The organism is Pseudonocardia nigra (genome assembly GCF_019396355.1).
GTDB lineage: Bacteria > Actinomycetota > Actinomycetes > Mycobacteriales > Pseudonocardiaceae > Pseudonocardia > Pseudonocardia nigra.
This window is the reverse complement of sequence record NZ_JAHKRK010000038.1, coordinates 24,005-47,626: the sequence shown is the minus strand read 5'-3', so window position 1 is coordinate 47,626 and position 23,622 is coordinate 24,005. Positions and strand designations below refer to the sequence as shown.

Genomic DNA, 23,622 nt, shown 5'->3' with positions numbered 1-23,622 from the left:
GGGGTGGCGGCCCCCCCTACGGGGAGGACCGCGGCGACCGCGGCCCGCGTCGGGACGCCGACGACCGGCGGAGCGGTGGCCGTCCGTACGACCGTGAGCGCGGCGGCGAGCGCCCGGACCGCGGGTCCCGCCGGGACGACGGCGGTCGTGACGAGCGGCGTGGCGGCGGGCGTCCCGAGGACCGGCGTTCCGCCGGCCGCCCGGACGGCCGCGAGGGTCGGGAGGGCGGCAGGCGGCGCGACGCCGACGAGCGGCGCGGCCCGCGCTACGACCGGGAGGACGGCGCCCGCGGTCGCGACGACCGCCGGGGCGGCTATCAGCGCGCCGGCGGCGCTGCCGGATCCCGCGGCGACCGGCCGGAGCGCCCGCGGCGGGAGCGGCCCGGTGCCGGGGCTCCGACCGAGCGCGTGACCGTCCCGGCCGTGCCCGAGCCGCCGCTGAGCGAGGAGATCACCGCGGGGAGCCTCGACGCCGAGGTGCGCCGCGACCTGCGCGGGCTGCAGAAGGACACGGCCGAGCGGGTCGCCCGGCACCTCGTGGCCGCGGGCAGTCTGGTCGACGAGGACCCCGAGCTGGCGCTCGAGCACGCGCGGTTCGCCCGGCGGCGGGCGTCGCGGATCGCGGTGGCCCGCGAGGCCGCGGGCATCGCCGCGTACCACGCGGGGGAGTGGGCGGAGGCCCTCGGCGAGCTGCGCGCCGCCCGGCGCATGGGCGGCGGGCCGGGGCACCTCGCCGTGATGGCCGACATCGAGCGCGCGCTGGGGCGCCCGGAGCGGGCGCTCGAGCTGGCCCGCGGGCCCGAGGCGGGTGAGCTGGACCGCGCCGATGCGATCGAGCTGACCATCGTCGCCGCCGGGGCCCGGCGCGACCTCGGGGAGCTCGACGCGGCCGTCGTGAGCCTGCAGATCCCCGAGCTGGACGCCGGCAGGCGCGACCCGTGGAGCGCGCGGCTGTTCTACGCCTACGCCGACAACCTCCTGGCCGCCGGCCGTGAGTCGGACGCACTGCAGTGGTTCGTGCACGCGGCCGACGCCGACACCGACGGCGGGACCGACGCCCAGCGGCGGATCGCCGAGCTGACCGGTGAGCCGCTCCCCGAGGACGACGACGAGCACATCGTCTTCGGGGAGGAGGAGCTCGCCGCCGTCGCGGACGAGGGGCCGGGTTCCGCGTCGGATCCCGTGGGTGACACCGAGCCGGAGGAGACGGAGCGCGCCGACGCCGCCGCCCTCGTCGACGAGCCCGCGGGCGCCGACGCGCCGCGCGAGCCGGAACAGGCTCAGGACACCGCCGAGCCGGACGAGAGCGCCGAGCTGAGGACGGACGCGGCAGGCGAGTCCGGGGAGACGGCGGATGCCGACGCCGCGGATGATCCGGCGCCGGCAACGGACGCTGATCCCGCTGATCCTGCTGCGGCCCCGGGCGAGGGGACGGACGGGGAGCGCACCGAGGGCGAGCGGTGACCGACCTGCTCGACCGGCACGACGTCCTGCTCGCCGACCTCGACGGCACGCTGTACCGGGGGAAGGCCGTCGTGCCGGGGGCCACCGACGCCGTGCGCGGCGCGGCGGACCGGGGCGTGCGCACGGTGTACGTCACCAACAACGCGTCCCGGCGTCCCGCCGACGTCGCCGCGCACCTCGCGGAGCTGGGTTTCCCGGCCGCCGCGGAGGACGTGGTCACCAGCTCGCAGGCGGCCGCGGCGATGCTCGCCGAGCAGTTGCCGGCGGGGGCCCCGGTGCTGGTGGTGGGCACCTCGGCGCTCGCCGAGGAGGTGACCGGTGTCGGGCTCACGGTCGTCGACCGGGCCGACGACGCGGTGGCCGTGGTGCAGGGCCACAGCCCGGACACCGGGTGGCGGCAGCTGGCCGAGGCGACCGTCGCGCTGCGGGCCGGCGCGCTCTGGGTGGCCTGCAACCTGGACCCGACCCTGCCCACCGAGCGGGGCCCGCTGCCGGGCAACGGGTCGATGGTCGGGGTGCTGCGCACGGCGACGGGTCGCGAACCCCAGGTGGCGGGCAAGCCCGCGCCCGCGCTGCTGACCGACGCGGTGCGGCGCATCGGCGCCCGGTCGGCCCTGATGGTGGGGGACCGGCTGGACACCGACATCGAAGGGGGGCGTGCCGCGGGGGTGGCGACGCTGCTCGTGCTCACCGGCGTCGCCGACGCCGCGGACCTGCTCGCCGCGCCGCCCGCGCTGCGCCCCGACTACGTGGGCGCCGACCTGGGCGCGCTGACGCGGGCGAGCGAGGACCTCGCCCCCGGCCCGCGCCCCGGCTGGGACGTGGAGGTGACCGCGCCGGGGTCGCTGACGCTGTCGGCGACCGGCGGCCCCGACGCGCTCGACCCGCTCGACGCGCTCCGGGCGCTCTGCGCGGCGCACTGGGCGGCCGAGGGCGGCCCGGCCGGCGTGACGGCGGACGGGGCCGAGGCGCAGGAGGCGCTGCGGGCTCTCGCGCTCGACGGCGCCACGGGGGCCTCGGCTACCGTGGCGGATGTCGATCCCGCAGCGCGCAGCGACCGCTGAGCGCGCACCGACCCGTCCCCGTGGAACCAAGTTGGGAGTGCGCCGATGACCGTGCCGACGCCGGCCCCGCCGCCCCGCCCGCCGTCCCCGCACGAGGACGTCGCCCGCGCGCTGGCCGGGCTCGACGGGTTGGCCGACCGCCCGCTCGCCGAGCACGTCGAGGCGTTCGAGCGGGTGCACGCCGCACTCGGTGACGCGCTCGCCGCCGGCCCGTCCGCCGCAGCAGCCCCAGCCGGGGGCGCGTGACAGCGTGGTCACCCGAGCCCGCCTCGACGCCGAGCTGGTGCGCCGCGGCCTCGCCCGGTCCCGCCAGCAGGCGGCCGAGCTGATCGAACAGGGGCGCGTCGCGGTCCGGGGTGTCACCGCGGGCAAGCCCGCCACCGTCGTGGAGCGCGACGCGCCGGTGACCGTGAAGGAGACCGACGAGCGGCAGTGGGCCTCCCGCGGCGCCCACAAGCTGATCGGCGCGCTGGACGCGTTCGCCGTGGACGTCACCGGGCTGCGCTGCCTCGACGCAGGCGCATCCACCGGGGGCTTCACCGACGTGCTGCTGGACCGCGGCGCGACCGAGGTCGTGGCCGCCGACGTCGGGTACGGCCAGCTGGTGTGGCGGCTGCAGAGCGACGAGCGCGTGCGCGTGCACGACCGCACGAACGTCCGCTCGCTCGAGCCGGACGCGATCGGCGGCACCGTCGCCCTCACGGTCGCGGACCTGTCGTTCATCTCGCTGCGCACCGTGCTGCCGGCGCTCACGGCGTGCACGGCCGAGGACGGTGAGCTGTTGCCCATGGTCAAGCCGCAGTTCGAGGTGGGCAAGGAGCGGCTGGGCGCGGGCGGCGTCGTGCGCGACCCGCAGCTGCGGCTGGCCGCGCTCACCGAGGTCACGGCGGCGGCCAGGGCGCTCGGCCTGGTGCTGCGCGGCGCGGTCGCGAGCCCGCTGCCGGGCCCGTCCGGCAACGTCGAGTTCTTTCTCCGGCTCGCCCGCCACGGCGCCGACGACGGCGACGACGCGCTGGCCGTCGCGGTCCGGGAAGGGCCCTCATGACTCGTGAAGTCCTGCTCGTCCTGCACTCCGGGCGGGCGACCAACCGGCGGACGGCCGCGGCCGTGGCGCACCGGCTGGCCGCGTCCGGCGTCCGGCTGCGCGTGCTGGGCGACGAGTGGGCCGAGGTCGAGGACGGCACCCTCCCGAACGGGCTCGAGCCGCGGATCGTCGACGGCAGGCCGGGGTGCGCCGAGGGCGCCGAGGTGGTGCTCGTGCTCGGCGGCGACGGCACGCTGCTGCGTGCGGCGGAGATGGCCCGCCCGGTCGGGGTCCCGCTGCTCGGGGTGAACCTCGGGCGGGTCGGGTTCCTCGCCGAGGCCGAGCAGGAGTCGCTCGACGGGGCGCTCGACGCGGTCGTCGAGGGCAGCTACGCGGTGGAGGAGCGGATGACGCTCGACGCCGTCGCGCGGGTCGGCTGCGACACCGTGCTCGCCCGTACCTGGGCGCTCAACGAGGCGACCGTGGAGAAGACGAGCCGCGAGCGGATCCTCGAGGTGGTGCTCGAGGTCGACGGGCGCCCGGTGTCGGCGTTCGGCTGTGACGGCGTGCTGTGCGCCACCCCCACCGGGTCCACCGCGTACGCGTTCTCCGCGGGTGGGCCGCTGGTGTGGCCGCAGGTCGAGGCACTGCTGCTGGTGCCGAGCAACGCCCACGCGCTGTTCGCCCGCCCGATGGTGATCTCGCCCGACAGCGAGGTGGCGATCGAGGTGGACCCGGCGGGTCCGTCCGCGGTGCTCGAGTGCGACGGGCGGCGCACGGTCGAGCTGCCGCCGGGCGCGCGGGTCGAGCTGTTCCGCGGCGCCACGCCCGTGCGGATGGTGCGCCTGGACGGGCAGCCGTTCGCCGACCGCTTGGTGCGCAAGTTCGACCTGCCGGTCCGGGGCTGGCGGGGCGCGCCGCACACCGGACCCTGAGCGACCGTGTCGGACCGTCGACGTACGCTGCGCCCCATGCTGGCCGAGATGCGGATCCAGGGCCTCGGCGTGATCGACGACGCGACGCTGGAGCTCGACCCCGGTCTCACCGTGCTCACCGGCGAGACCGGCGCGGGCAAGACGATGGTCGTCACGGGGCTCTCGCTGCTGGGCGGGGGACGGGCCGAGGCCTCCCGGGTGGCCGACGGCGCGCGCCGTGCCGTCGTCGAGGGGCGGTTCAACGCCGACGCGCCGGCGCTGGCGGTGGCCGACGAGGTCGGGGCCGACGCCGACGACGACGGCACCCTGATCGCGGTGCGCACCGTGGGCGCCGACGGGCGGTCCCGGGCGCATCTGGGCGGGCGGTCGGTGCCGGTCGGGGTGCTGTCCCGGCTGGCCGAGGCCACGCTCGCCGTCCACGGGCAGAACGACCAGCTGCGGCTGCTGCGCCCGGCCGAGCAGCGGGCGTTGCTCGACCGGTTCGCCGGCGAGGCCGTGGCCGTTCCGCTGGAGCGCTACCGGGCCGTGCGGGCCGAGTGGCAGCGGGTGGCCGCCGAGCTGGTGGAGCGGCGCGACGGTGCCCGGCGGCTCGCCCAGGAGGCCGACATGCTCCGGCACGGGCTCACCGAGATCTCCGCGGTGGACCCGCAGCCGGGGGAGGACGTCGAGCTCGTCGACCTGGCGAGGCGGCTCGCGGCCGCGGACGACCTGCGCGCGGTGGCGACGGCCGCGCAGGCCGCCCTGATCGGCGCCGACGAGGGGGGCGATCCCGAGGCGCCGGGCGCGCTGGCGCTGATCGGCGACGCCCGCCACCGGCTCGCCGCCGCCGACGACACCGAGCTCACGGCGCTGGACGCGCGGTTGGCCGAGGCGCTCGCGCTGCTCGGCGACGTCGGTACCGAGCTCACCGGTTACCTCGACCGGCTCGACGCCGACCCGGAACGGCTGGCGTCGGTGCTGTCGCGGCAGGCCGAGCTGAAGGCGCTCACCCGCAAGTACGCCGCCGACATCGACGGGGTGCTCGCGTGGTCCGAGGCCGCCCGCGAGCGCCTCGCCGGGCTCGACACCTCCGACGAGGCGCTCGCGGCGTTGGCGGCCCGGCGCGACGAGCTGGCGGGCGAGCTCGCCGGGCACGCCGCCGCCGTCACCGCGGCCCGCACCGAGGCCGCCGCGCGCCTGGCCGCCGACACCACCGCCGAGCTGGGCGGGCTCGCGATGCCGGACGCGCGGCTGCTAGTGGCGGTGTCGCCGCGAGAGGCGTCGCCGGGGGCCGCCGATGCGGTGCGCGTCGGCCGGGCCACTCTCGTGGCGGGCTCGGACGGGGTGGACGAGGTGGAGCTGCGGCTGGTCGCCCACGCCGGCGCGGCGCCGCAACCGCTGCACAAAGGTGCGTCCGGCGGCGAGCTGTCGCGCGTGATGCTGGCCCTGGAGGTGGCGCTGGCCGGGGCCGACCCCGTGCCCACGATGGTGTTCGACGAGGTCGACGCCGGCGTCGGCGGCCGGGCCGCGGTGGAGATCGGCCGCCGGCTGGCCCGCCTCGCCGCCCGCCACCAGGTGATCGTGGTGACGCACCTGCCGCAGGTCGCCGCGTACGCCGACCGGCACCTCGTCGTGGACAAGTCGGTGCGCGGGCAGAACGGGGCGACTCGCAGCCGGGTGCGCAGGCTCGGCGAGGACGACCGCATCGTCGAGCTCGCGCGGATGCTCGCCGGGCTCGACGACACCGACACCGGCCGGGCCCACGCCGAGGAGCTGCTCGGCGCGGCGCGAGCGCACCGCGAGGCCGACCGGGCGGGCACGAACGGCAAGCCGACCCGCAAGGGCCCGCGCACGCCGGCCCGCACCTGACCGACTCGGGCTCGCCCGCCCACGGGGTGCGTGGGCGGGCACGGGTCGCCGGGTGAGGTGAACCCTGCGTGATCGTTCGGCGTGCCTTCCTGGCATACGGCGCCCGACCTGTCACAGTGCGTGCACCAGAGGGGGCGTGCGACGACAAGGGGGCGTGCCATGAAGCTGTCCGGCCTGCTGCACCGCTCGCGGCCCGAGCTGCCCGGTCTCACCGGTATCGCCCGGGTCGACCGGCGCACCGATGTGCTGCTGCGCCGGATCAAGCCCGGCGAGATCGCGGTGCTCGACCAGGTCGACCTCGACCGGGCCACCGCGGACGCGCTCGTCGCCGCCAAGGTGGCCGCGGTCGTCAACGCGTCGCCGTCGATCTCCGGCCGGTACCCCAACCTGGGCCCCGAGGTGCTCGTGAACGCCGGGATCGCGCTCGTCGACGCGGCCGGCACGGAGGCGCTGCACTCGATCCGGGACGGCAGCCGGATCCGGCTGCACGAGGGGGCCGTCTATGCGGGCGAGGCCCGGCTCGTCCAGGGCGTCGAGCAGAACGCCGACACGGTGGCCGACGCCTTGGTGGAGGCCAAGTCCGGGCTGTCGCACCAGCTCGAGGCGTTCGCCGCCAACACCATCGAGTTCATGCGCCGCGAGCGCGCCCTGCTGCTCGACGGCGTCGGGGTGCCCGAGGTGGACGTGGAGCTGGCCGACCGGCAGGTGCTGGTCGTCGCCGCAGGGTTCAACCACGCAGCGGAGCTCGCCCGGCTCAAGCCCTACATCCGCGAGTACCAGCCGGTGCTCGTGGGCGTCGGCGCCGGTGCCGACGCCCTGCTCGCCGCCGGCCACAAGCCACAGCTCATCGTCGGTGACCCGAGCGAGGTCTCCACCGAGGCGCTGACGTGCGGGGCGGACGTCGTGGTGCCCGCCTTCGCCGACGGCCACGCGCCCGGCCTGCACCGGGTGCAGGACCTCGGGGCGGGCGCCGTCACGTTCCCCAGCTCGTCCAACCCCGAGGACCTCGCGCTGCTGCTCGCCGCGCACCACGGCGCGTCGGTCGTGGTCACCGTCGGGCTGTCGGCGAGCATGGCCGAGTTCCTCGACCGGGGGCGGTCGGGCCGCAACGCCTCCACGTTCCTCACCCGTCTCCAGCTGGGCGGGGCGCTCGTCGACAGCCGGGTGATCGCCTCGCTCTACCGCAGCCGCATCTCCGTCGGCGCCGTCCTGCTGATGGTGGCCGCCGCCCTCATGGCGGTGCTGGCCGCGCTGCTGGTGTCCGACGCGGGCGACGCGGTGCTGATGTGGCTGTCCCAGGGCTGGCTGGGGATTCTCGAGCAGATCAGAGGATGGTTCGCGTGATCTCCCTGCGCTACCACGCCGTCTCCATCGCGGCGGTGTTCCTCGCGCTCGCGATCGGGGTGGTCCTCGGCGCGGGTGGGGTGTCCGACCGGTTGCTCGGCGCCGTCTCGTCGCGCACCGACGAGCTCGCGGCGCAGGTGCAGACGCTCACGGCGGAACGCGACGCCCTCGCCGCCGCGCAGCGGGCCTCCGACGAGTTCGCGCAGCGGGTGGGACCGGCCGCCGTCACCGGGCTGCTGCAGGGGGAGAGCGTCGCGCTGGTGACCTCCGAGGCCGATCCCGCCGACCGGGACGCGGTGCTCGCGCTGCTCGAGGAGGCGGGCGCACTGCTGACCGGCGAGGTCGCCCTCACCCCGGCCGTCGGCGACCCCGCCCGGGCCGACCAGCTCCGGGAGCTGACGTCCCAGCTGCTGCCCACCGGGGCCCAGCTGCCCGCGGCGTCCGACACCGGCAGCCTGGTCGGCGGCCTGCTCGGGGGCGTGCTGCTCACCCAGAGCGCCCAGGTCACGCCCGCCCAGGCGGACGCGGTGCTCTCCGGGCTCGCCACCGCGGGGTTCGTCGCCCCCGGGGAGACGCCGGGACGTGCCGACCTCGTGCTCGTGCTCACCGGGGGCGCGTTCACCGGTCTCGACGCCGCCGACGCCGCCGCGGTCACCGCGCGGATGGCCGCGCAGCTCGACCGCGGGGGCAGCGGCGCCGTGCTCGCCGGCCGGACCGGGTCGGCGGAACCCACCGGGCCCGTCGGGGTGGCGCGCGCCGACCCGGAGGTGACGGCGCAGCTGTCCACCGTGGACAACGTGGACACCGCCGCCGGGCGGGTGTCGACGGTGCTGGCCCTGCGGGAGCAGATGGACGGGCGCGCGGGGCGCTACGGCTCGGCCGTGAGCGCCGCCGACGGCGCCACCCCCGAGGCTTAGGCCCTGATCGGGGGGCCGCGGTGGCGTCCTCGGCAGCGCTATGTACCCTGAAAACCCGTGCAACCTCGCGCGACGCGTCATCTGTTCGTCACCGGCGGGGTCGCGTCCTCGCTGGGTAAAGGCCTGACGGCTTCGAGCCTCGGCCAACTCCTCACCTCCCGCGGTCTGCGGGTCATCATGCAGAAGCTGGATCCGTACCTGAACGTGGATCCGGGCACGATGAACCCGTTCCAGCACGGCGAGGTGTTCGTCACCGAGGACGGGGCCGAGACCGACCTCGACATCGGCCACTACGAGCGCTTCCTCAACCAGAACCTCACCGGCCGGGCCAACGTCACCACCGGCCAGGTCTACTCGTCGGTGATCGCCAAGGAGCGGCGGGGGGAGTACCTGGGCGACACCGTCCAGGTCATCCCGCACATCACCAACGAGATCAAGGACCGGATCCGCGCCATGGCGGAGCCCGGCGAGGACGGCATCGTCCCCGACGTCGTGATCACCGAGGTGGGCGGCACGGTCGGCGACATCGAGTCGCTGCCCTTCCTCGAGGCCGTGCGCCAGGTCCGCCACGACGTGGGCCGCGACAACTGCTTCTTCCTGCACGTGTCGCTGGTGCCCTACCTCGCCCCGTCCGGTGAGCTGAAGACGAAGCCCACCCAGCACTCGGTCGCGGCGCTGCGCAACATCGGTATCCAGCCCGACGCGCTGGTGCTGCGCGCCGACCGGGAGATCCCGGAGGGCATGAAGCGCAAGATCAGCCTGATGTGCGACGTCGACACCGACGGCGTCATCGCCACGCCGGACGCGCCGTCGATCTACGACATCCCGCGCGTGCTGCACCGCGAGGGCCTCGACGCGTACGTCGTGCGGCGGCTGGGACTGCCGTTCCGGGACGTGGACTGGACGGTCTGGGGCGACCTGCTCGACCGCGTCCACCACCCCGACGAGACCGCTCGCATCGCGCTCGTCGGCAAGTACGTGGACCTGCCGGACGCGTACCTGTCGGTCACCGAGGCACTGCGGGCGGGCGGGTTCGCGCACCGCGCGCGCGTCGAGATCGTGTGGGTGCAGTCCGACGAGTGCCGCACCCCGGCCGGGGCGGCGGCCGCGCTCGACGGCATGGACGCCGTGCTGATCCCCGGCGGGTTCGGCGTGCGCGGCATCGAGGGCAAACTCGGCGCCGTTCAGCACGCGCGCACCCGCGGCATCCCGATGCTCGGGCTGTGCCTGGGGCTGCAGTGCATGGTGATCGAGGCGGCGCGGTCGCTGTGCGGCCTGGCGGACGCCAACTCCAGCGAGTTCGACGAGCGCACCCCGCACCCGGTGATATCCACCATGGCCGACCAGCGCGACGTCGTGGCGGGCGAGCGCGACATGGGCGGCACCATGCGGCTGGGTGCCTACCCGGCGAAGCTGGGGGAGGGCACGGTCGTGGCGGCCGCGTACGGCGCGCGCGAGGTCTCGGAGCGCCACCGGCACCGCTACGAGGTGAACAACGCCTACCGGTCGCGGCTGGAGGAGGCCGGGCTGGTCTTCGGTGGCACGTCGCCCGACGGCAAGCTCGTGGAGTTCGTGGAGCTGCCCGCGGACAAGCACCCCTTCTTCGTCGGCACGCAGGCCCACCCCGAGCTCAAGAGCCGGCCGACCCGCCCGCACCCGCTGTTCAGCGCGTTCGTCAAGGCGGCACTGGGCTACCGGGCCGCCGACCGGCTGCCCGTGGAGCTGCCGGCCCGCGAACGTGCGGCGGCGAGCGTCAACGGCGCGGCGTCGTGACGCGCCACGACTTCCCGGTCCAGGCGTCGAAGGACATCTACCAGGGCAAGGTCATGGCCCTGCGGTCCGACGAGGTCGTGATGCCGGGGGGCCGCGTGGCCGTCCGGGAGATCCTGGAGCACCCCGGGGCGGTCGCGATCGCGGCGCTCGACGCCGACGACCGGCTGATGATGATCCACCAGTACCGCCACCCGGTGCGGCGGCGGCTGTGGGAGCTGCCCGCGGGCCTGCTCGACGTGCACGGCGAGGACCCGCTCGAGACGGCCAAGCGCGAGCTGACCGAGGAGGCCGGGCTCACCGCCACCGACTGGTCGGTGCTGCTCGACCTCGTGCCCTCGCCGGGGTTCTCCGACGAGTCGGTGCGCGTCTACCTGGCCCGCGGGGTGACGGAGGTGGGGCGCCCCGAACTGCACGACGACGAGGAGGCCGACCTCAGCACGCGGTGGGTGTCGCTGCCCGTCGCGCTGCGGATGGTGCTGTCCGGCACGATCGTCAACGCCATCACGGCCTCCGCGGTGCTGGCCGCGCACGCACTGGCCGCCGCCCCGGCGGCGGCGCGCCCGGCGGACGTGCCGTGGCAGGACCGCCCCACGCGGTTCGCCGACCGGCTGACATAGCCGCTCCCGTTGCGCGAACGGCACGTTCGGCCAATAGGTTGGCGCGAAAGTGCCGTTCGCTCATTCCGCTCGCGTGCCCCGGAGCGCCGCGGCCATGGCGTCGAGGTCCGTGAGCAGCGCCTCGGCGCGGTCGGCGTCGAAACCGGCCAGCATCCTGGCCTCGACGGCGAGCACGGCGTGGCGGCCGGACGTGAGCCGCGCCCGTCCCGCTGAGGTGAGCGTGGCAGGGCGGGCACGGCCGTGGTCGGCGGTGTCGGCGCGGTGCACCAGCCCGTCGTCCTGGAGGCCGCGCAGCACCACGTTCATGGCCTGGCGGGTGACGAACGCGCCTCGCGCGAGCTCGGCGTTGGACAGCCCCGGCTGCTGGTCGAGCAGCTCCAGGCAGGCGTACTGGGTGACGCCGAGCCCGTGCGGTCGCAGCGCCGCCTCCATCTCCGCGCGCAGGGCCGTGTCGAGCTTCTTGAGCTGGTAGCCGATCCGCCTGCCGAGATCCACGGGCGCGTTCATGTCAACACTTTGACATAGCCCCGAACGGCTCGTACCGTCGTTATGTCAAGTAGTTGACATGGAGGAGGAACGATGACCGTCACCGGATGCGACTTCGTCATGCTTCAGGTTCGCGACCTGGATGCCGCGACGGGGTTCTACGAGAACGCGCTCGGACTGCGCCGGGCGCCGATTGAGCGGCCGGACGCGGTCGTGTACGCCACCACGCCGATCCCGATGGGCGTGCGCACCGCGCTGCCGGGCACCGACCTCGACGAGGGCGCCCGTCCGGGCAACGGGCTGGCGCTGTGGCTGCGCACCGCCGATGCGCGGGCACTGCACGCCGAGCTCGTCGCGGCGGGCGTCGAGGTCGCTGAGCCGGCGCCGGGACCGTTCGGGTGGCAGTTCACGGTCGCCGACCCCGACGGGTACCTGCTCACCGTGCACGACGGGACCTGAGGCCGGCACCGGCCTGCAGCACGGGCGGCGGCGGTGGTGGTCCGCGTCACGCGAGGTCGGTCAGGCGGGGCTAGGCTCATCAGATGTGACGGGAATGCGCTTCGGAATGTTCGTCCCACAGGGCTGGCGACACGACCTCGTCGGCATCGAGCCGAAGGACCACTGGGCCACGATGAAGGGGCTCGCGCAGCACGCGGACGCGGGCCCGTGGGAGTCGATCTGGGTCTACGACCACTTCCACACCGTGCCCGCGCCCACCGACGAGGCCACCCACGAGGCGTGGTCGCTCATGTCGGCGTTCGGCGCCATCACCGAGCGGGTGCGGCTGGGGCAGATGTGCACCTGCATGAGCTACCGCAACCCCGCCTACCTGGCGAAGGTCGCCGCCACCTGCGACATCGTGTCCGGCGGCCGCGTCGAGATGGGCATCGGCGCCGGCTGGTACGAGCACGAATGGCGGGCCTACGGCTACGGCTTCCCGCCCGCGCCCGAGCGGCTGCGCATGCTCGACGAGGGCGTCCAGATCATGCGGCAGGCCTGGACCGAGGGCCGCGCGTCGCTCGACGGCAAGCACTACCAGGTCGACGGCGCGATCGTGCGCCCGCAGCCGCTGCAGGACGGCGGGATCCCGCTGTGGATCGCGGGCGGCGGCGAGAAGGTGACGCTGAAGATCGCGGCGAAGTACGCGCAGTACACGAACTTCGACGGCACGCTCGAGGGCTTCACCCGCAAGTCCGAGCTGCTCAAGGGACACTGCGACACGGTCGGCACGGACTTCGACGCCATCGTCCGCTCGTCCAACTACAACATCGCCATCGGCAGCATGGAGGCCGAAGTCGAGCAGCGCCTGCAGGACGTCAAGGCCCGGCTGGAGCCCTACGTCGGCGCGGAGAAGGCCGAAGGGGCACTCGGCGGGTTCCGGGACATGCCCGGCTGCGGCACCCCGGAGCAGATCGTCGACAAGCTCGGCAAGCTCCGCGACGCCGGGATGACGTACGCCATCTGCTACTTCCCCGAGGCCGCGTACGACCGCTCGGGGATCGAGATGTTCGAGCGCGAGGTCATCCCCGCGCTGGCCTGATCCACCGCCGGGAAAGCCACGTTCCTGTCGCTGAACGTCAGGAACGTGGCGTTCGGGGGGTCTCCTGCCGCATGTGTGGGTGGGTGAGCCGTCGCACCCCGGCGCCCGTGATCGCCGCACCGACGAACCCGCGAACCCCTCACCGCATCGCGAGGCGTCGGCACACATGTTCGGCGCTGTGTGCCGACACCACGCGGTGTGTGCCGTGGCACTTCGGCCGCCGCGGCCACCACCTGTATCGGGACGCTCGCCCACCTCGGTTCGACCCCACCCGGACCCCGTGCCCGCGCACACCGACAACACCAGCCGCAGCGCCACCCGGCCCAGCCACGGACCAGCCAGGAGATCCCTTTCCGGGGCACTCGGGGCGTCGTCGAGTCGGCAGGTGCGGCGCAGGGCAGGATGCGCGGCGTGGGAGCGCGGCCGGAGAACGTCGTCGAGGCGTTCCTGCACCACCTCACCGTGGAGCGGGGGAGCGCGGCCAACACCCTGCGCTCCTACGCCACCGACCTGCGCCGCTATCTGGAGCACCTGAAGAAGGCCGGCATCGACGACCTCGCCGCCGTCCGGGAGGCCGACGTCACCGGCTTCGTCGCGGCGCTGCGCAGCGGGGCGGCTCCGCTCGCGGCGTCGTCGGCGGCCCGGGCACTGGCCGCGGTGCGGGGGCTGCACCGGTTCGCCGTGCGGGACGGTCTGGTGGCCGACGACGTCGCCCGCGAGGTCACCCCGCCGGCGTTACCGGTGCGGCTGCCGAAGGCGCTGTCGGTGGACCAGGTCGACCAGCTGCTCGCCGGGTGCATCGGCGACGACCCCGGCCCGCTACGCGATCGCGCGCTGCTGGAGCTGCTCTATTCCACCGGGGCGCGGATCTCGGAGGCCGTCGGGATCGATCTCGACGACCTCGACGTCGACGGGCGCACCGTGCTGCTGCACGGCAAGGGCGGCAAACAGCGGATCGTGCCGGTCGGGCGCCCCGCTCTCGCCGCCGTGGAGGCCTACGGGGTGCGGGCGCGGCCGGAGCTCGCCGGCCGCGGACGCGGAACGCCGGCGCTGCTGCTCAACGCGCGCGGCGACAGGCTGTCCCGGCAGAGCGCGTGGCACGCGTTGCAGCGGGCCGCCGAGGGCGCCGGGCTGGCCACCGAGGTCTCCCCGCACACCCTGCGGCACTGCTTCGCCACCCACCTGCTCGCCGGCGGCGCGGACGTGCGCGTGGTGCAGGAGCTGCTCGGCCACGCGTCGGTGACGACCACGCAGGTCTACACGCACGTCACCGTCGACACCCTGCGCGAGGTCTACGCGACGTCGCACCCGCGGGCACTGGGCTGAGGCTCCCCGCCCACCCGGCCCGTCCGTCCCGCCGTCGGCTACCGTGGGCCGACCGTCGGCGACCCGTACGCCGAGGAGTTGACAGCGACACGGCGAGGCGCGTTGCCGGTGCTCACCGCGGCTCCTAGTCTGCGCCCACCGGCTCCCGAGCCGGAGCCGCCCGCGAGAGACCGGAGACCGCATGACCACGCCGCGGCCCTTCGTCACCGAGCCGGAGCCGCACGACGAGCACGACGAGCCGGAGCTGCCCGAGACGGGACCGGGCCACCGCCCGTTCGTTCCCGACCCGGCACCGCTCAGCGAGCACGGCCCTGCCCGCGTGATCGCCGTGGCCAATCAGAAGGGCGGCGTCGGAAAGACGACGTCGACGATCAACCTCGGTGCGGCCCTCGCGGAGTACGGACGGCGGGTGCTGCTCGTCGACTTCGACCCGCAGGGCGCGCTCTCGGTCGGCCTGGGCGTCCAGGCCCACGAGCTGGACACCACGATCTACAACCTGCTCATGGAGCGGGACATCGAGATCGACGACGTGATCCGGCCGACCGCCGTCGAGGGCATGGACCTGCTGCCCAGCAACATCGACCTGTCCGCGGCCGAGGTGCAGCTCGTCACCGAGGTCGGCCGCGAGCAGGCGCTGGGCCGGGCGCTCAAGCCGGTGCTGGACCGCTACGACGTCGTGCTCGTCGACTGCCAGCCGTCCCTGGGGCTGCTCACGATCAACGCACTCGCGTGCGCCGACTCCATCCTCATCCCGCTGGCGTGCGAGTTCTTCTCGCTGCGCGGCGTCGCGCTGCTGATGGACACGATCGACAAGGTGCGCGCGCGGATCAATCCGGACCTGAAGATCCTCGGGATAGTGGCCACGATGTTCGATCCGCGGACGCTGCACACCCGGGAGGTCCGGCAGCGGCTGATCGAGGCGTTCGGCGACCTCGTGTTCCAGTCCGTGATCAACCGCACGGTGCGATTCCCGGAGACCACCGTGGCGGGCGAGCCGATCACCACCTGGGCCCCGACGTCGAACGGCGCCGAGTCCTACCGGCTCCTGGCCCGCGAGGTCCTCGCCCGGTGAGTGCGCTCGCGAGCGCGGCCGGCGTCGTGCCGCACGCCGGCCGCCGAGCACGGCGAGGTCGGCTCGCGTGACGCTCGTCGAGAACGACGCGCCCGTCACCGCGCCGGAACGACCCCGGTTCCAGGTCCGGCTGCACAACTTCGAGGGCCCGTTCGACCTGCTGCTGCAGCTGATCGGCTCCCGAGAGCTCGACATCACCGAGATGGCGCTGCACGTCGTCACCGACGACTTCATCGCGCACCTCAAGATGCTCGGTGACGACGCCGACCTCGACGAGACCACCGAGTTCCTGGTCGTCGCCGCCACCCTGCTCGACCTCAAGGCGGCCCGGCTGCTGCCCGACGCCGACGTCGAGGACGCCGAGGACCTCGCGCTGCTGGAGGCCAGGGACCTGCTGTTCGCCCGGCTGCTGCAGTACCGGGCCTACAAGGAGGTCGCCGGCCTGTTCGTCGAGCTGGAGGCCGGGGCGATGCGCCGGTTCCCTCGCTCCGTCGCCCTCGAGGAGCGGTTCGCCGCACTGCTGCCCGAGGTGCTGCTCGGTGTCGACCCGAAGACGTTCGCCGACCTGGCCGCGTCGGTGTTCCGGCCGAAGCCGCCGCCGACGGTGGGGCTGGACCACCTGCACCACCCCAAGGTGTCGGTGGCCGAGCACGCCGCACTGCTGCGCGAGCGGCTCGCCGAGCTGGGCGTCGCGACGTTCGCCGAGCTCACCGCCGACTGCGCCGGCCCGCTCGAGGTGGTGGCGCGGTTCCTCGCGATCCTCGAGCTGTACCGGGAGGCGAGCGTCGAGCTGGAGCAGCCGGAGCCGTTCGGCGAGCTGACAGTACGCTGGACACCCGGCGACCGGGTGACACCGCCCGCGCCGGCGACCGAAGACCCCGACCACGAGTACCAGTGACTGACGATCGGCCCGTGCGCCCCACCGACACCCCCGACCGAGACGCCCCCGAGGCCGCCGACGAGCCCGTCGCCGACCCGGGCCTCGCCGACCCGGGCCTCGCCGACGCCGCGCTCGCCGCGGCGCTCGAGGCGCTGCTGCTGGTGGTCGACACGCCCACCGATGACGAGACGCTGGCCGGCGCGGTGGGGGAGCCGGTCGCGCGGGTGCGGGAGGCGCTGGTGCGTCTCGCGGCGGGCTACACCGCGGCCGGGCGCGGGATCGATCTGCGCCACGCGGGCGGGGGCTGGCGCTTCTACACCCGCGACGCGTACGCGCCGTACGTGGAGCGGATGCTGCTCGACGGGCAGCGCGCGCGGCTCACCCGGGCGGCGCTGGAGACCCTCGCCGTCGTCGCGTACCGGCAGCCGGTCACGCGCGCCCGCGTCTCGGCGGTGCGCGGCGTGAACTGCGACGGCGTGCTCCGTACCCTGCTGACCCGGGGGCTCGTCCAGGAGGCGGGCGTCGACGAGTCCACGCAGGGCACCCTGTTCCGTACCACCGAGCTGTTCCTGGAACGGCTGGGCCTGTCCTCGCTGGAGGAGCTGCCGCCGCTGGCGCCGCTGCTCCCCGACGTGGACGCGATCGACGAGCTCTCGACGAGTTGACGGGAAACTGAGATGAACACCGAAGGGGTCCGCCTGCAGAAGGTGCTGGCCCAGGCCGGCGTGGCCTCACGGCGCGCCGCCGAGGAAATGATCGCCGCCGGGCGGGTGAGCGTGGACGGCAAGATCGTCCGCGAGATGGGCCGCCGCATCGACCCGGAGAAGGCCGTGGTGCACGTCGACGGCTCGCGGGTGGTGCTGGTCGAGGACCTCGTGCACCTGGCGCTGAACAAGCCGCGCGGCCTCCTGTCCACGATGGCCGACGACCGCGGCAGGCCGTGCGTCGGCGACCTCCTCGTGGAGACGGGCCTGATGGGCGAGCACTACGAGGGCGCGCCGCGCGGGCGGCTGTTCCACGTCGGGCGCCTCGACGCCGACACCGAGGGGCTGCTCCTGCTCACCAACGACGGTGAGCTCGGGCACCGGCTGATGCACCCCTCCTACGAGGTGGAGAAGACCTACACCGCGGAGGTGCTCGGACAGATCGGCCGCGACCTGGGCCGCAGGCTGCGCGACGGGATCGAGCTCGAGGACGGGCCGGTGTCGGTGCACTCGTTCCGGCTCGTCGACTACAACGCCGGCCGGTCGCTGGTGGAGCTCGTGATCCACGAGGGCCGTAAGCACGTAGTGCGCAGGCTGCTCGACGAGGTCGGGCACCCGGTGCAGCGGCTCGTGCGCACGGCGATCGGCGAGGTGCGCCTCGGCGACCAGCGCCCGGGCAAGATCCGGCCGCTCACCCGGCCCGAGCTCGGCTCGCTCTACCGTTCGGTGGGGATGTAACCGGTGGCGGTGCGGGCGGTGCGCGGCGCGGTCCAGGTGGACGCCGACACCCGCGAGCAGATCCTCGACGGGTCCGCCGAGCTCGTCCGAACGGTCCTCGAGCGCAACGCGCTCACGCCCGACGACATCATCTCGATCGTCTTCACGGCCACCCCGGACCTCACCGCGGAGTTCCCCGCCTACGCCGCGCGCCTGCTGGGACTCACCGACGTGCCGCTGCTGTGCGCGTCGGAGATCGCCGTGCCGGGCGCGCTGCCGCGGACGCTGCGGCTGCTCGCGCACGTGGAGACCGAGCGGCCGCGCGCCGACCTGCGGCACGTGTACCTGCGGGGCGCGGCGGCGCTGCGGACGGACCTGCCGCAATAGGGCGGCTACCGCCGTCCGCGCGGCCGCACGGCATGATGGTCGGCGGCCCGCGACCAGCGGGGACACCGGGTGAGGGCGAGCAGGGCCGTCGGGCCCGGAACGGGGACGAACGGTGACGGGGCGGTTGCACGGGGTCGTTGCGATGGACGGGCCGTCGGGCACCGGGAAGTCGACGGTGTCGCGCCGGCTGGCCGCCGCCTGTGACGCCGCCTACCTCGACACCGGTGCGATGTACCGCGCCGTCACGCTGGCCGTGCTGCGGGCGGGGCTCGGCGGCGCCGAACCGGCCGCGGCGGAGGTCGCGGTGGGAGCCGTCGCCGACCTGCGGTCGGTGACCGACCCGGCCGCCCCCGCGATCCTGCTGCACGGCGCCGACGTCGAGGCGGAGATCCGCGGGCCCGAGGTGACGCGCGCCGTGAGCGCCGTGTCCGCCCAGCCCGCCGTCCGCACGGCGCTCGTCGAGCGGCAGCGGGCCCTCATCGCCGACGCGGTGGTGGCGGGCGGGATCGTCGTCGAGGGCCGGGACATCGGCAGCGTGGTCACGCCCGACGCGCCGCTCAAGGTGTACCTGACCGCGTCCGACGAGGTCCGGGCCGCCCGCCGCAGCGCACAGGACCGCAAGGCCGGGCGGGCCGCGGAGACCGCGGCGGTGCTGGCCGACGTGCGGCGCCGCGACCGCCTGGACTCCACGCGGAAGGTGTCGCCGCTGCACGCCGCGCCGGACGCGCTCGTCCTCGACACCGACGACCTCAGCGTCGACGCCGTGCTGACGGAGCTGCTGCGGCTCGTCCACGAGCGGGGCCTATGCCGTGAGTGACCGTGTCGTGAGCGACGACCTGCCACCCGGTTCGTGGCCGCGGTTGCACGACGCCGGGCGGTGGCTCGCGAGCCGGCTGTTCCGCCCCCAGTACCGGCTGCGGGTGCACCACGCCGCCCGCATCCCGGCCACGGGCCCGGTCGTGCTCGTCGCCAACCACAGCGCCTACGTCGACGGACCGCTGCTCTTCGGATTACTCGGGCGCCGCGCGGTGTTCCTCGTCAAGGAGGAGATGTTCGTGGGCCCCGTCGGTTGGGGGCTACGGCGGATCGGGCAGGTGCCGGTGCGCCGCGGCACCCCGGACCGGCGGCCCCTGATGGCGGCCACGGCGGTGTTGCGTGCGGGCGGTCTCGTCGGGGTGTTCCCCGAGGGCACCCGGGGTAGCGGCGAGGTCGCCGCGGCGCAGCACGGGGCGGCGTGGCTGGCCCGTACCACCGGTGCCGTGGTGCTGCCGGTGGTCTGCCGGGGTACCCGGCGTCCCGACGGCGTCCGCAGGCGGTGGCGCCCGCGGGTCGACGTGCTGGTGGGGGAGCCACTGGCCATCTCCGGCGGCGGCGGCCGGGCCGGCCTGACCGCAGCCACCGAGACCGTCCGGGCCGAGCTGGCCGGGATGGTCCGAGAACTCGATGACGTACGGAGCAGAGCGTGAACAGCGAGACCGAGGACCGCGCGGCGATGGCCGAGCTGGGGCTGGACCCCGACGAGTTCGCCCCGGCCGACGGGGACGCCGCAGGAGACGGGCCCGGGGAGGAGGCCGTCCTGCCCGCGGCGCCCGTGCTCGCGGTGGTCGGACGGCCGAACGTCGGCAAGTCGACCCTGGTGAACCGGCTGCTCGGCCGCCGCGAGGCAGTGGTGCAGGACATCCCGGGCGTCACCCGCGACCGCGTGGCCTACGACGCGCTGTGGAACGGCAGGCGGTTCACGCTCGTCGACACCGGCGGCTGGGAGCCGGACGCGTCCGGGCTGCAGGCCGCGGTCGCCGCCCAGGCCGAGATGGCGATGCAGACCGCGGACGCCGTGCTGCTGGTCGTCGACGGCGCCGTCGGCGCCACGGCCACCGACGAGGCGGTGGCGCGGGTGCTGCGCCGCTCCGACCGGCCCGTCCTGCTGGCGGCCACGAAGGTCGACGACGACCGCCTCACCTCCGACATCGCCTCGCTCTGGCGGCTGGGCCTGGGCGAGCCGCACCCCGTCAGCGGGCTGCACGGGCGCGGCTCCGGCGACCTGCTCGACGCGGTGCTCGCCGCGCTGCCGGAGAGCCCCCGCGACACCGCGGCGACCGGTGGCGGGCCGCGCCGCGTCGCGCTCGTCGGCAAGCCGAACGTCGGCAAGTCCAGCCTGCTCAATCGTGTCTCCGGGGAGGTGCGCTCGGTCGTCCACGACGTCGCGGGCACCACCGTCGACCCGGTCGACTCGCTCGTCGAGCTGGACGGCGAGGTGTGGCGGTTCGTCGACACCGCGGGGCTGCGCAAGCGCGTGAAGACCGCGAGCGGCATGGAGTTCTACGCGAGTCTGCGCACCCGCGCCGCCATCGAGGCCGCCGAGGTGGCCGTCGTCCTCATCGACGCGAGCGAGCCGATCGCGGAGCAGGACCAGCGCGTCATCTCCATGGTCGAGGAGGCGGGCCGTGCGCTGGTGCTCGTGTTCAACAAGTGGGACCTCGTCGACGAGGACCGCCGGAACGCCATGAAGCGCGAGCTGGAGCGCGACCTCGTCCGGGTGCAGTGGGCCGAGCGGGTCAACGTCTCCGCGCTCACCGGCCGCGCGGTCGCGAAGATCGCGCCCGCGCTGCGGACGGCGCTGGAGTCGTGGGACCGGCGGATCCCCACCGGCCGGCTCAACGGGTGGCTCGCCGACGTCATCGCGGCCACGCCGCCGCCCGTGCGCGGCGGGAAGCAGCCGAAGGTGCTGTTCGCGACCCAGGCGCAGACCCGACCGCCGACGTTCGTGCTGTTCACGAGCGGCTTCCTCGAGGCGGGCTACCGGCGGTTCCTCGAGCGGCGGCTGCGTGAGGAGTTCGGGTTCACCGGCTCCCCGGTGCGGATCTCGGTGCGGGTGCGGGAGAAGCGGGCGCGCAAGCGCTGAGCGGCCAACTGCGACCCCTCTGACAGGTCAAGATGCCGTTACCCTCGACTGCATGACGGCGGAGGCGGTGCACGGCCCGGCTCCGGTCCGGGTCGTGCTCGCCGACGACGAGCCGCTGATGCGGGCCGGCCTGCGCACGGTGCTGGAGGCCGACGGGTCAGTGCAGGTCGTGGGGTTGGCCGAGGACGGCTCGAGCCTGCTCGCGGCCGTCGACGTGCACCGTCCCGACGTCGTGGTCGCCGACGTTCAGATGCCCGGCACCGACGGGCTCGCGGCGCTGCGGGTGCTGTGCGCACGCCCCGACGCCCCGCCCGCGGCCGTGCTCACCACGTTCGACCTCGACGAGTACGTCGGCGAGGCGCTCCAGGTGGGCGTGCAGGGCTTCCTGCTGAAGGACGCCGAGCCGCAGACACTCGTCCGCGCGGTCCTGGACCTCGCCGCGGGCGGGGCGGTGCTCGACCCCCGGATCACGGCCCGGCTGCTGCCGCGCCTGGCCGCCCGGTCCCCGCAGCCGCCCCCGCGCCTGGCCGCCCTGACGCTGCGCGAGCAGCAGGTGCTGCGCGGGCTCGCGGCGGGCGACTCGAACGCCGAGATCGGGTACCGGCTGGGCCTGGCCGAGGCGACGGTGAAGAAGTACGTGTCCGCGCTGCTGACGAAGCTGGGTGCGGACAACCGCGTGCAGGCCGCGCTGCTGGCCCACGGCTGGGGGTTGCGGTGAGGAACCTGCACCCGGCGGTCCGGCGCGGGCTGGTGGAGCTGGCCGTGGTGCTCGTCCCGGCCGGCCTGGTGCTGTTGGGCGCGCCGTCGTTCTCCTGGTCGGTGACCGCGGCGCTGGTGGCGTGCCTGTTGCTGCCGCTGCGGCACATCTGGCCGCCGCTGGCGCTGCTCGGGGCGGTATGGGGTCTGGCCGGCGGGCTCGGCTGGCTGCCGGCGCAGGTCGCGCTCTACGCGCTGGGACGGTGGAGCGGACGGATGTGGGTCACGCTGCCGTGGCTCGCGCTGCCTGTCGTCTCCGCGGTGGTGCCGGTACTGCTCACCCAGGTCCTGTCGTGGCAGACGATCGTGCTGATGGTGGTCGTCGTCATCCTGTACACGGCGTCGCCCGCCGCGCTCGGGCTCCTGGTGAGCACGCGCGCCCGACTCACCGAGAGCCTGCGGCAGCTCGAGGTGGCTCGCGAGGAGGCGCTGGTGGCGTCCCAGGATGCGGCGCGGGCGCAGGAGCGGGCCCGGATCGGGCGGGAGATCCACGACGCCGTCGGCCACCACGCCACCCTGATCGCGGTGGGCGCGGCGGCGATCGCCGCGTCGACGGGCGAGGACGAGACGCGCCGCGGTGCCGAACAGCTGCGGATCCTGGCCAAGCGCGCGCTGGCGGAGATGCGGGCCGCGCTCGGACTGCTGGACGGCACGGAACACCCCGCGGGGTTCACCGAGATCGCCGCGCTGGTGGCGGGATCGCGCGCGGCGGGCGTCGACGTGGCCCTGCTCGACGACGGCGAGCCGCGCGACATCGCACCGGGCGTCGGCCGCGCGGTGTACCGGGTGGTGCAGGAATCGCTCACCAACGCCGCCCGGCACGCCCCGGGCACCGCGGTCCGGGTGGAGCTGCGCTGGCGCCCCACCGAGCTCCAGGTGCAGATCCGCAACGCCGCCCCCGCCAGGACCCACCGCAGACGCCGGGACGTCCAGGGCGGTGGAGCGGGCCTCACCGGCCTCACGGAGCGCGTCACGGCGATGGGCGGGCTGCTCTCGGCCGCCCCGACGTCCGACGGCGGCTTCCTCGTCGCGGCCACGTTCCCGCTGGGCGCCGACCCGGCCCCGGGTATGGGTGGCGAACGCTCCCTCGCGGAACGCCGCTGACCGGGTTACCCACCAGTACCCACCAAAGTCGCCCCCACAGGGCGACCTCGGGCGGTGGTGCGCGCGCCGCCGACCCACGAAACTGGGGCGGCCGTTTCCACCGGACACCCCGGGGCAACGGAAACCAGCAGGTCAGCTGCCACTTTGGGGGGAGCCACGACCGGCCGAACGGGGCGGATCAGGGATGCGCTAGGCTGATCCCGCTCCCTCGGGGGCGGCCGGGACGTGGCGCAGCTTGGTAGCGCACTTGACTGGGGGTCAAGGGGTCGCAGGTTCAAATCCTGTCGTCCCGACGGCCAAAGGGCGGCATCCTCTGCGACGGGGATGTCGCCCTTCGTTCTGTCTGACCTGCGGAAACTCCTGCCTGTCGTGATCTTTGAGTTGATCTTTTGTCGATCATGGCTTGAGTGGTTGGGCACCGTATCTGGAGCAAATCTGGAGCACGGCGTTCTGGCCGGCGAAATGGGGTCAACGTCTGCTCCAGATTCTCGGGTCAGCTCGGCATGATGCTGGTCACGTCAGGCAGGTTCGGAACGGTCGGTATCGAAGTCGGCGGCGTGCGGTGGAGTCCAGGTAGTCCGGTCCGGAATCGCTGCCCGTGGGGACGGTGGTGTGCTGTCCGGGCCGTCGCGGTGTCGTAGCCACGCGTGGTGCCATGCGGGCAGGCTGGGCGGTTCGGTGTTGTACGCCGGTGGCGGCGGCCGCAGCGACCAAGCCGGAGGTTCGTCGCCCGTCTCGGCCGCCGCCCCGGCGGGACTCGAAC

The 23,622-nt window shown here is 74.8% G+C and carries 24 protein-coding genes and 1 tRNA gene; 24 read left to right on the top strand and 1 reads right to left on the bottom strand.

The features are described from left to right. The 10 genes from KME75_RS43080 to KME75_RS12580 form a co-directional block, all read left to right on the top strand. The coding region (locus KME75_RS43080) for a tetratricopeptide repeat protein (RefSeq protein ID WP_246631970.1) at window positions 1–1,463 on the top strand (1,463 nt) is incomplete at its 5' end. Then, window positions 1,460–2,527, top strand: a complete 1,068-nt coding sequence (locus KME75_RS12620) for an HAD-IIA family hydrolase (protein ID WP_219414801.1) — start codon at window positions 1,460–1,462, stop codon at window positions 2,525–2,527. The genes KME75_RS43080 and KME75_RS12620, both read left to right, overlap by 4 nt. A gap of 45 nt (window positions 2,528–2,572) precedes the next feature. After that, a complete protein-coding gene (locus KME75_RS12615; protein WP_219414800.1) occupies window positions 2,573–2,773 on the top strand; it encodes a hypothetical protein in 201 nt (66 codons plus the stop codon). A 4-nt stretch (window positions 2,774–2,777) separates the two neighbouring features. After that, complete coding sequence (locus KME75_RS12610; protein ID WP_219414799.1) at window positions 2,778–3,572, top strand: TlyA family RNA methyltransferase; 795 nt, start codon at window positions 2,778–2,780, stop codon at window positions 3,570–3,572. Continuing rightward, a complete protein-coding gene (locus tag KME75_RS12605) occupies window positions 3,569–4,486 on the top strand; it encodes an NAD kinase (protein WP_219414798.1) in 918 nt (305 codons plus the stop codon). Before KME75_RS12610 ends, KME75_RS12605 begins: the two co-directional genes overlap by 4 nt. 36 nt (window positions 4,487–4,522) lie before the next feature. Next, window positions 4,523–6,334: a DNA repair protein RecN gene (gene recN, locus KME75_RS12600; protein WP_219414797.1), complete on the top strand. Its 1,812-nt coding sequence runs from the start codon at window positions 4,523–4,525 to the stop codon at window positions 6,332–6,334. 159 nt (window positions 6,335–6,493) lie between these two features. After that, on the top strand, window positions 6,494–7,678 hold the full coding sequence (gene steA / locus KME75_RS12595; protein ID WP_219414796.1) for a putative cytokinetic ring protein SteA: 1,185 nt from the start codon (window positions 6,494–6,496) through the stop codon (window positions 7,676–7,678). After that, complete coding sequence (locus KME75_RS12590; protein WP_219414795.1) at window positions 7,675–8,595, top strand: copper transporter; 921 nt, start codon at window positions 7,675–7,677, stop codon at window positions 8,593–8,595. Before steA ends, KME75_RS12590 begins: the two co-directional genes overlap by 4 nt. Window positions 8,596–8,652: 57 nt before the next feature. Further along, window positions 8,653–10,368: a CTP synthase gene (gene pyrG / locus KME75_RS12585; protein ID WP_219414794.1), complete on the top strand. Its 1,716-nt coding sequence runs from the start codon at window positions 8,653–8,655 to the stop codon at window positions 10,366–10,368. 53 nt (window positions 10,369–10,421) lie between these two features. Then, the gene (locus KME75_RS12580; protein WP_246631978.1) at window positions 10,422–10,985 is read left to right on the top strand and encodes an NUDIX domain-containing protein; all 564 of its coding nucleotides are present in this window, start codon (window positions 10,422–10,424) and stop codon (window positions 10,983–10,985) included. Window positions 10,986–11,045: 60 nt separating this feature from the next. Here KME75_RS12580 and KME75_RS12575 read toward each other — a convergent pair whose 3' ends face one another. After that, window positions 11,046–11,492: a MarR family winged helix-turn-helix transcriptional regulator gene (locus KME75_RS12575; protein WP_219414792.1), complete on the bottom strand. Its 447-nt coding sequence runs from the start codon at window positions 11,490–11,492 to the stop codon at window positions 11,046–11,048. A gap of 72 nt (window positions 11,493–11,564) precedes the next feature. On the opposite strand from KME75_RS12575, the gene KME75_RS12570 reads away from it, so the two are divergent. From KME75_RS12570 to KME75_RS12505, 14 genes are all read left to right on the top strand, one after another. Further along, a complete protein-coding gene (locus KME75_RS12570; protein WP_219414791.1) occupies window positions 11,565–11,930 on the top strand; it encodes a VOC family protein in 366 nt (121 codons plus the stop codon). Between the two features lie 94 nt (window positions 11,931–12,024). Further along, window positions 12,025–13,011 (top strand): LLM class F420-dependent oxidoreductase, encoded by a 987-nt coding sequence (locus tag KME75_RS12565; protein WP_219414790.1) that lies wholly within the window; start codon window positions 12,025–12,027, stop codon window positions 13,009–13,011. A 402-nt stretch (window positions 13,012–13,413) separates the two neighbouring features. Continuing rightward, window positions 13,414–14,337: a site-specific tyrosine recombinase XerD gene (gene xerD, locus KME75_RS12560; protein WP_219414789.1), complete on the top strand. Its 924-nt coding sequence runs from the start codon at window positions 13,414–13,416 to the stop codon at window positions 14,335–14,337. Window positions 14,338–14,518: 181 nt separating this feature from the next. After that, the gene (locus KME75_RS12555) at window positions 14,519–15,409 is read left to right on the top strand and encodes a ParA family protein (RefSeq protein ID WP_219414788.1); all 891 of its coding nucleotides are present in this window, start codon (window positions 14,519–14,521) and stop codon (window positions 15,407–15,409) included. 67 nt (window positions 15,410–15,476) lie between these two features. Then, complete coding sequence (locus KME75_RS12550; protein WP_219414787.1) at window positions 15,477–16,307, top strand: segregation and condensation protein A; 831 nt, start codon at window positions 15,477–15,479, stop codon at window positions 16,305–16,307. A gap of 14 nt (window positions 16,308–16,321) precedes the next feature. Beyond that, on the top strand, window positions 16,322–16,954 hold the full coding sequence (gene scpB, locus KME75_RS12545; protein WP_372452590.1) for an SMC-Scp complex subunit ScpB: 633 nt from the start codon (window positions 16,322–16,324) through the stop codon (window positions 16,952–16,954). A 12-nt stretch (window positions 16,955–16,966) separates the two neighbouring features. Further along, window positions 16,967–17,731 (top strand): pseudouridine synthase, encoded by a 765-nt coding sequence (locus tag KME75_RS12540; RefSeq protein WP_219414786.1) that lies wholly within the window; start codon window positions 16,967–16,969, stop codon window positions 17,729–17,731. 3 nt (window positions 17,732–17,734) lie between these two features. Beyond that, the gene (gene aroH / locus KME75_RS12535; protein WP_219414785.1) at window positions 17,735–18,097 is read left to right on the top strand and encodes a chorismate mutase; all 363 of its coding nucleotides are present in this window, start codon (window positions 17,735–17,737) and stop codon (window positions 18,095–18,097) included. Window positions 18,098–18,239: 142 nt separating this feature from the next. Next, entirely contained in the window at window positions 18,240–18,914 is a 675-nt protein-coding gene (gene cmk / locus KME75_RS12530) for a (d)CMP kinase (protein ID WP_219414804.1), read from the top strand. 7 nt (window positions 18,915–18,921) lie between these two features. Continuing rightward, entirely contained in the window at window positions 18,922–19,563 is a 642-nt protein-coding gene (locus KME75_RS12525; RefSeq protein WP_219414784.1) for a lysophospholipid acyltransferase family protein, read from the top strand. A 26-nt stretch (window positions 19,564–19,589) separates the two neighbouring features. Further along, complete coding sequence (der, locus tag KME75_RS12520) at window positions 19,590–20,999, top strand: ribosome biogenesis GTPase Der (protein WP_219414803.1); 1,410 nt, start codon at window positions 19,590–19,592, stop codon at window positions 20,997–20,999. A 52-nt stretch (window positions 21,000–21,051) separates the two neighbouring features. Beyond that, window positions 21,052–21,717 (top strand): response regulator, encoded by a 666-nt coding sequence (locus tag KME75_RS12515; protein WP_219414783.1) that lies wholly within the window; start codon window positions 21,052–21,054, stop codon window positions 21,715–21,717. Continuing rightward, on the top strand, window positions 21,714–22,859 hold the full coding sequence (locus KME75_RS12510; RefSeq protein ID WP_219414782.1) for a sensor histidine kinase: 1,146 nt from the start codon (window positions 21,714–21,716) through the stop codon (window positions 22,857–22,859). The genes KME75_RS12515 and KME75_RS12510 overlap by 4 nt, the downstream gene beginning before the upstream one ends. 219 nt (window positions 22,860–23,078) lie before the next feature. After that, window positions 23,079–23,152: transfer RNA gene (locus KME75_RS12505), tRNA-Pro, on the top strand. Window positions 23,153–23,622: the final 470 nt, after the last annotated feature.

Bases quoted from the DNA above. Each gene is read 5' to 3' on its own strand.
- KME75_RS12515 (WP_219414783.1), top strand. From the start codon at position 21,052: ATGACGGCGGAGGCGGTGCACGGCCCGGCTCCGGTCCGGGTCGTGCTC.
- KME75_RS12540 (WP_219414786.1), top strand. From the start codon at position 16,967: ATGAACACCGAAGGGGTCCGCCTGCAGAAGGTGCTGGCCCAGGCCGGC.
- KME75_RS12565 (WP_219414790.1), top strand. From the start codon at position 12,025: ATGCGCTTCGGAATGTTCGTCCCACAGGGCTGGCGACACGACCTCGTC.
- KME75_RS12575 (WP_219414792.1), bottom strand. From the start codon at position 11,492: ATGAACGCGCCCGTGGATCTCGGCAGGCGGATCGGCTACCAGCTCAAG.
- KME75_RS12580 (WP_246631978.1), top strand. From the start codon at position 10,422: ATGGCCCTGCGGTCCGACGAGGTCGTGATGCCGGGGGGCCGCGTGGCC.
- recN (WP_219414797.1), top strand. From the start codon at position 4,523: ATGCTGGCCGAGATGCGGATCCAGGGCCTCGGCGTGATCGACGACGCG.
- xerD (WP_219414789.1), top strand. From the start codon at position 13,414: ATGCGCGGCGTGGGAGCGCGGCCGGAGAACGTCGTCGAGGCGTTCCTG.
- der (WP_219414803.1), top strand. From the start codon at position 19,590: ATGGCCGAGCTGGGGCTGGACCCCGACGAGTTCGCCCCGGCCGACGGG.
- KME75_RS12605 (WP_219414798.1), top strand. From the start codon at position 3,569: ATGACTCGTGAAGTCCTGCTCGTCCTGCACTCCGGGCGGGCGACCAAC.
- KME75_RS12615 (WP_219414800.1), top strand. From the start codon at position 2,573: ATGACCGTGCCGACGCCGGCCCCGCCGCCCCGCCCGCCGTCCCCGCAC.
- KME75_RS12555 (WP_219414788.1), top strand. From the start codon at position 14,519: ATGACCACGCCGCGGCCCTTCGTCACCGAGCCGGAGCCGCACGACGAG.
- steA (WP_219414796.1), top strand. From the start codon at position 6,494: ATGAAGCTGTCCGGCCTGCTGCACCGCTCGCGGCCCGAGCTGCCCGGT.
- cmk (WP_219414804.1), top strand. From the start codon at position 18,240: ATGGACGGGCCGTCGGGCACCGGGAAGTCGACGGTGTCGCGCCGGCTG.
- KME75_RS12570 (WP_219414791.1), top strand. From the start codon at position 11,565: ATGACCGTCACCGGATGCGACTTCGTCATGCTTCAGGTTCGCGACCTG.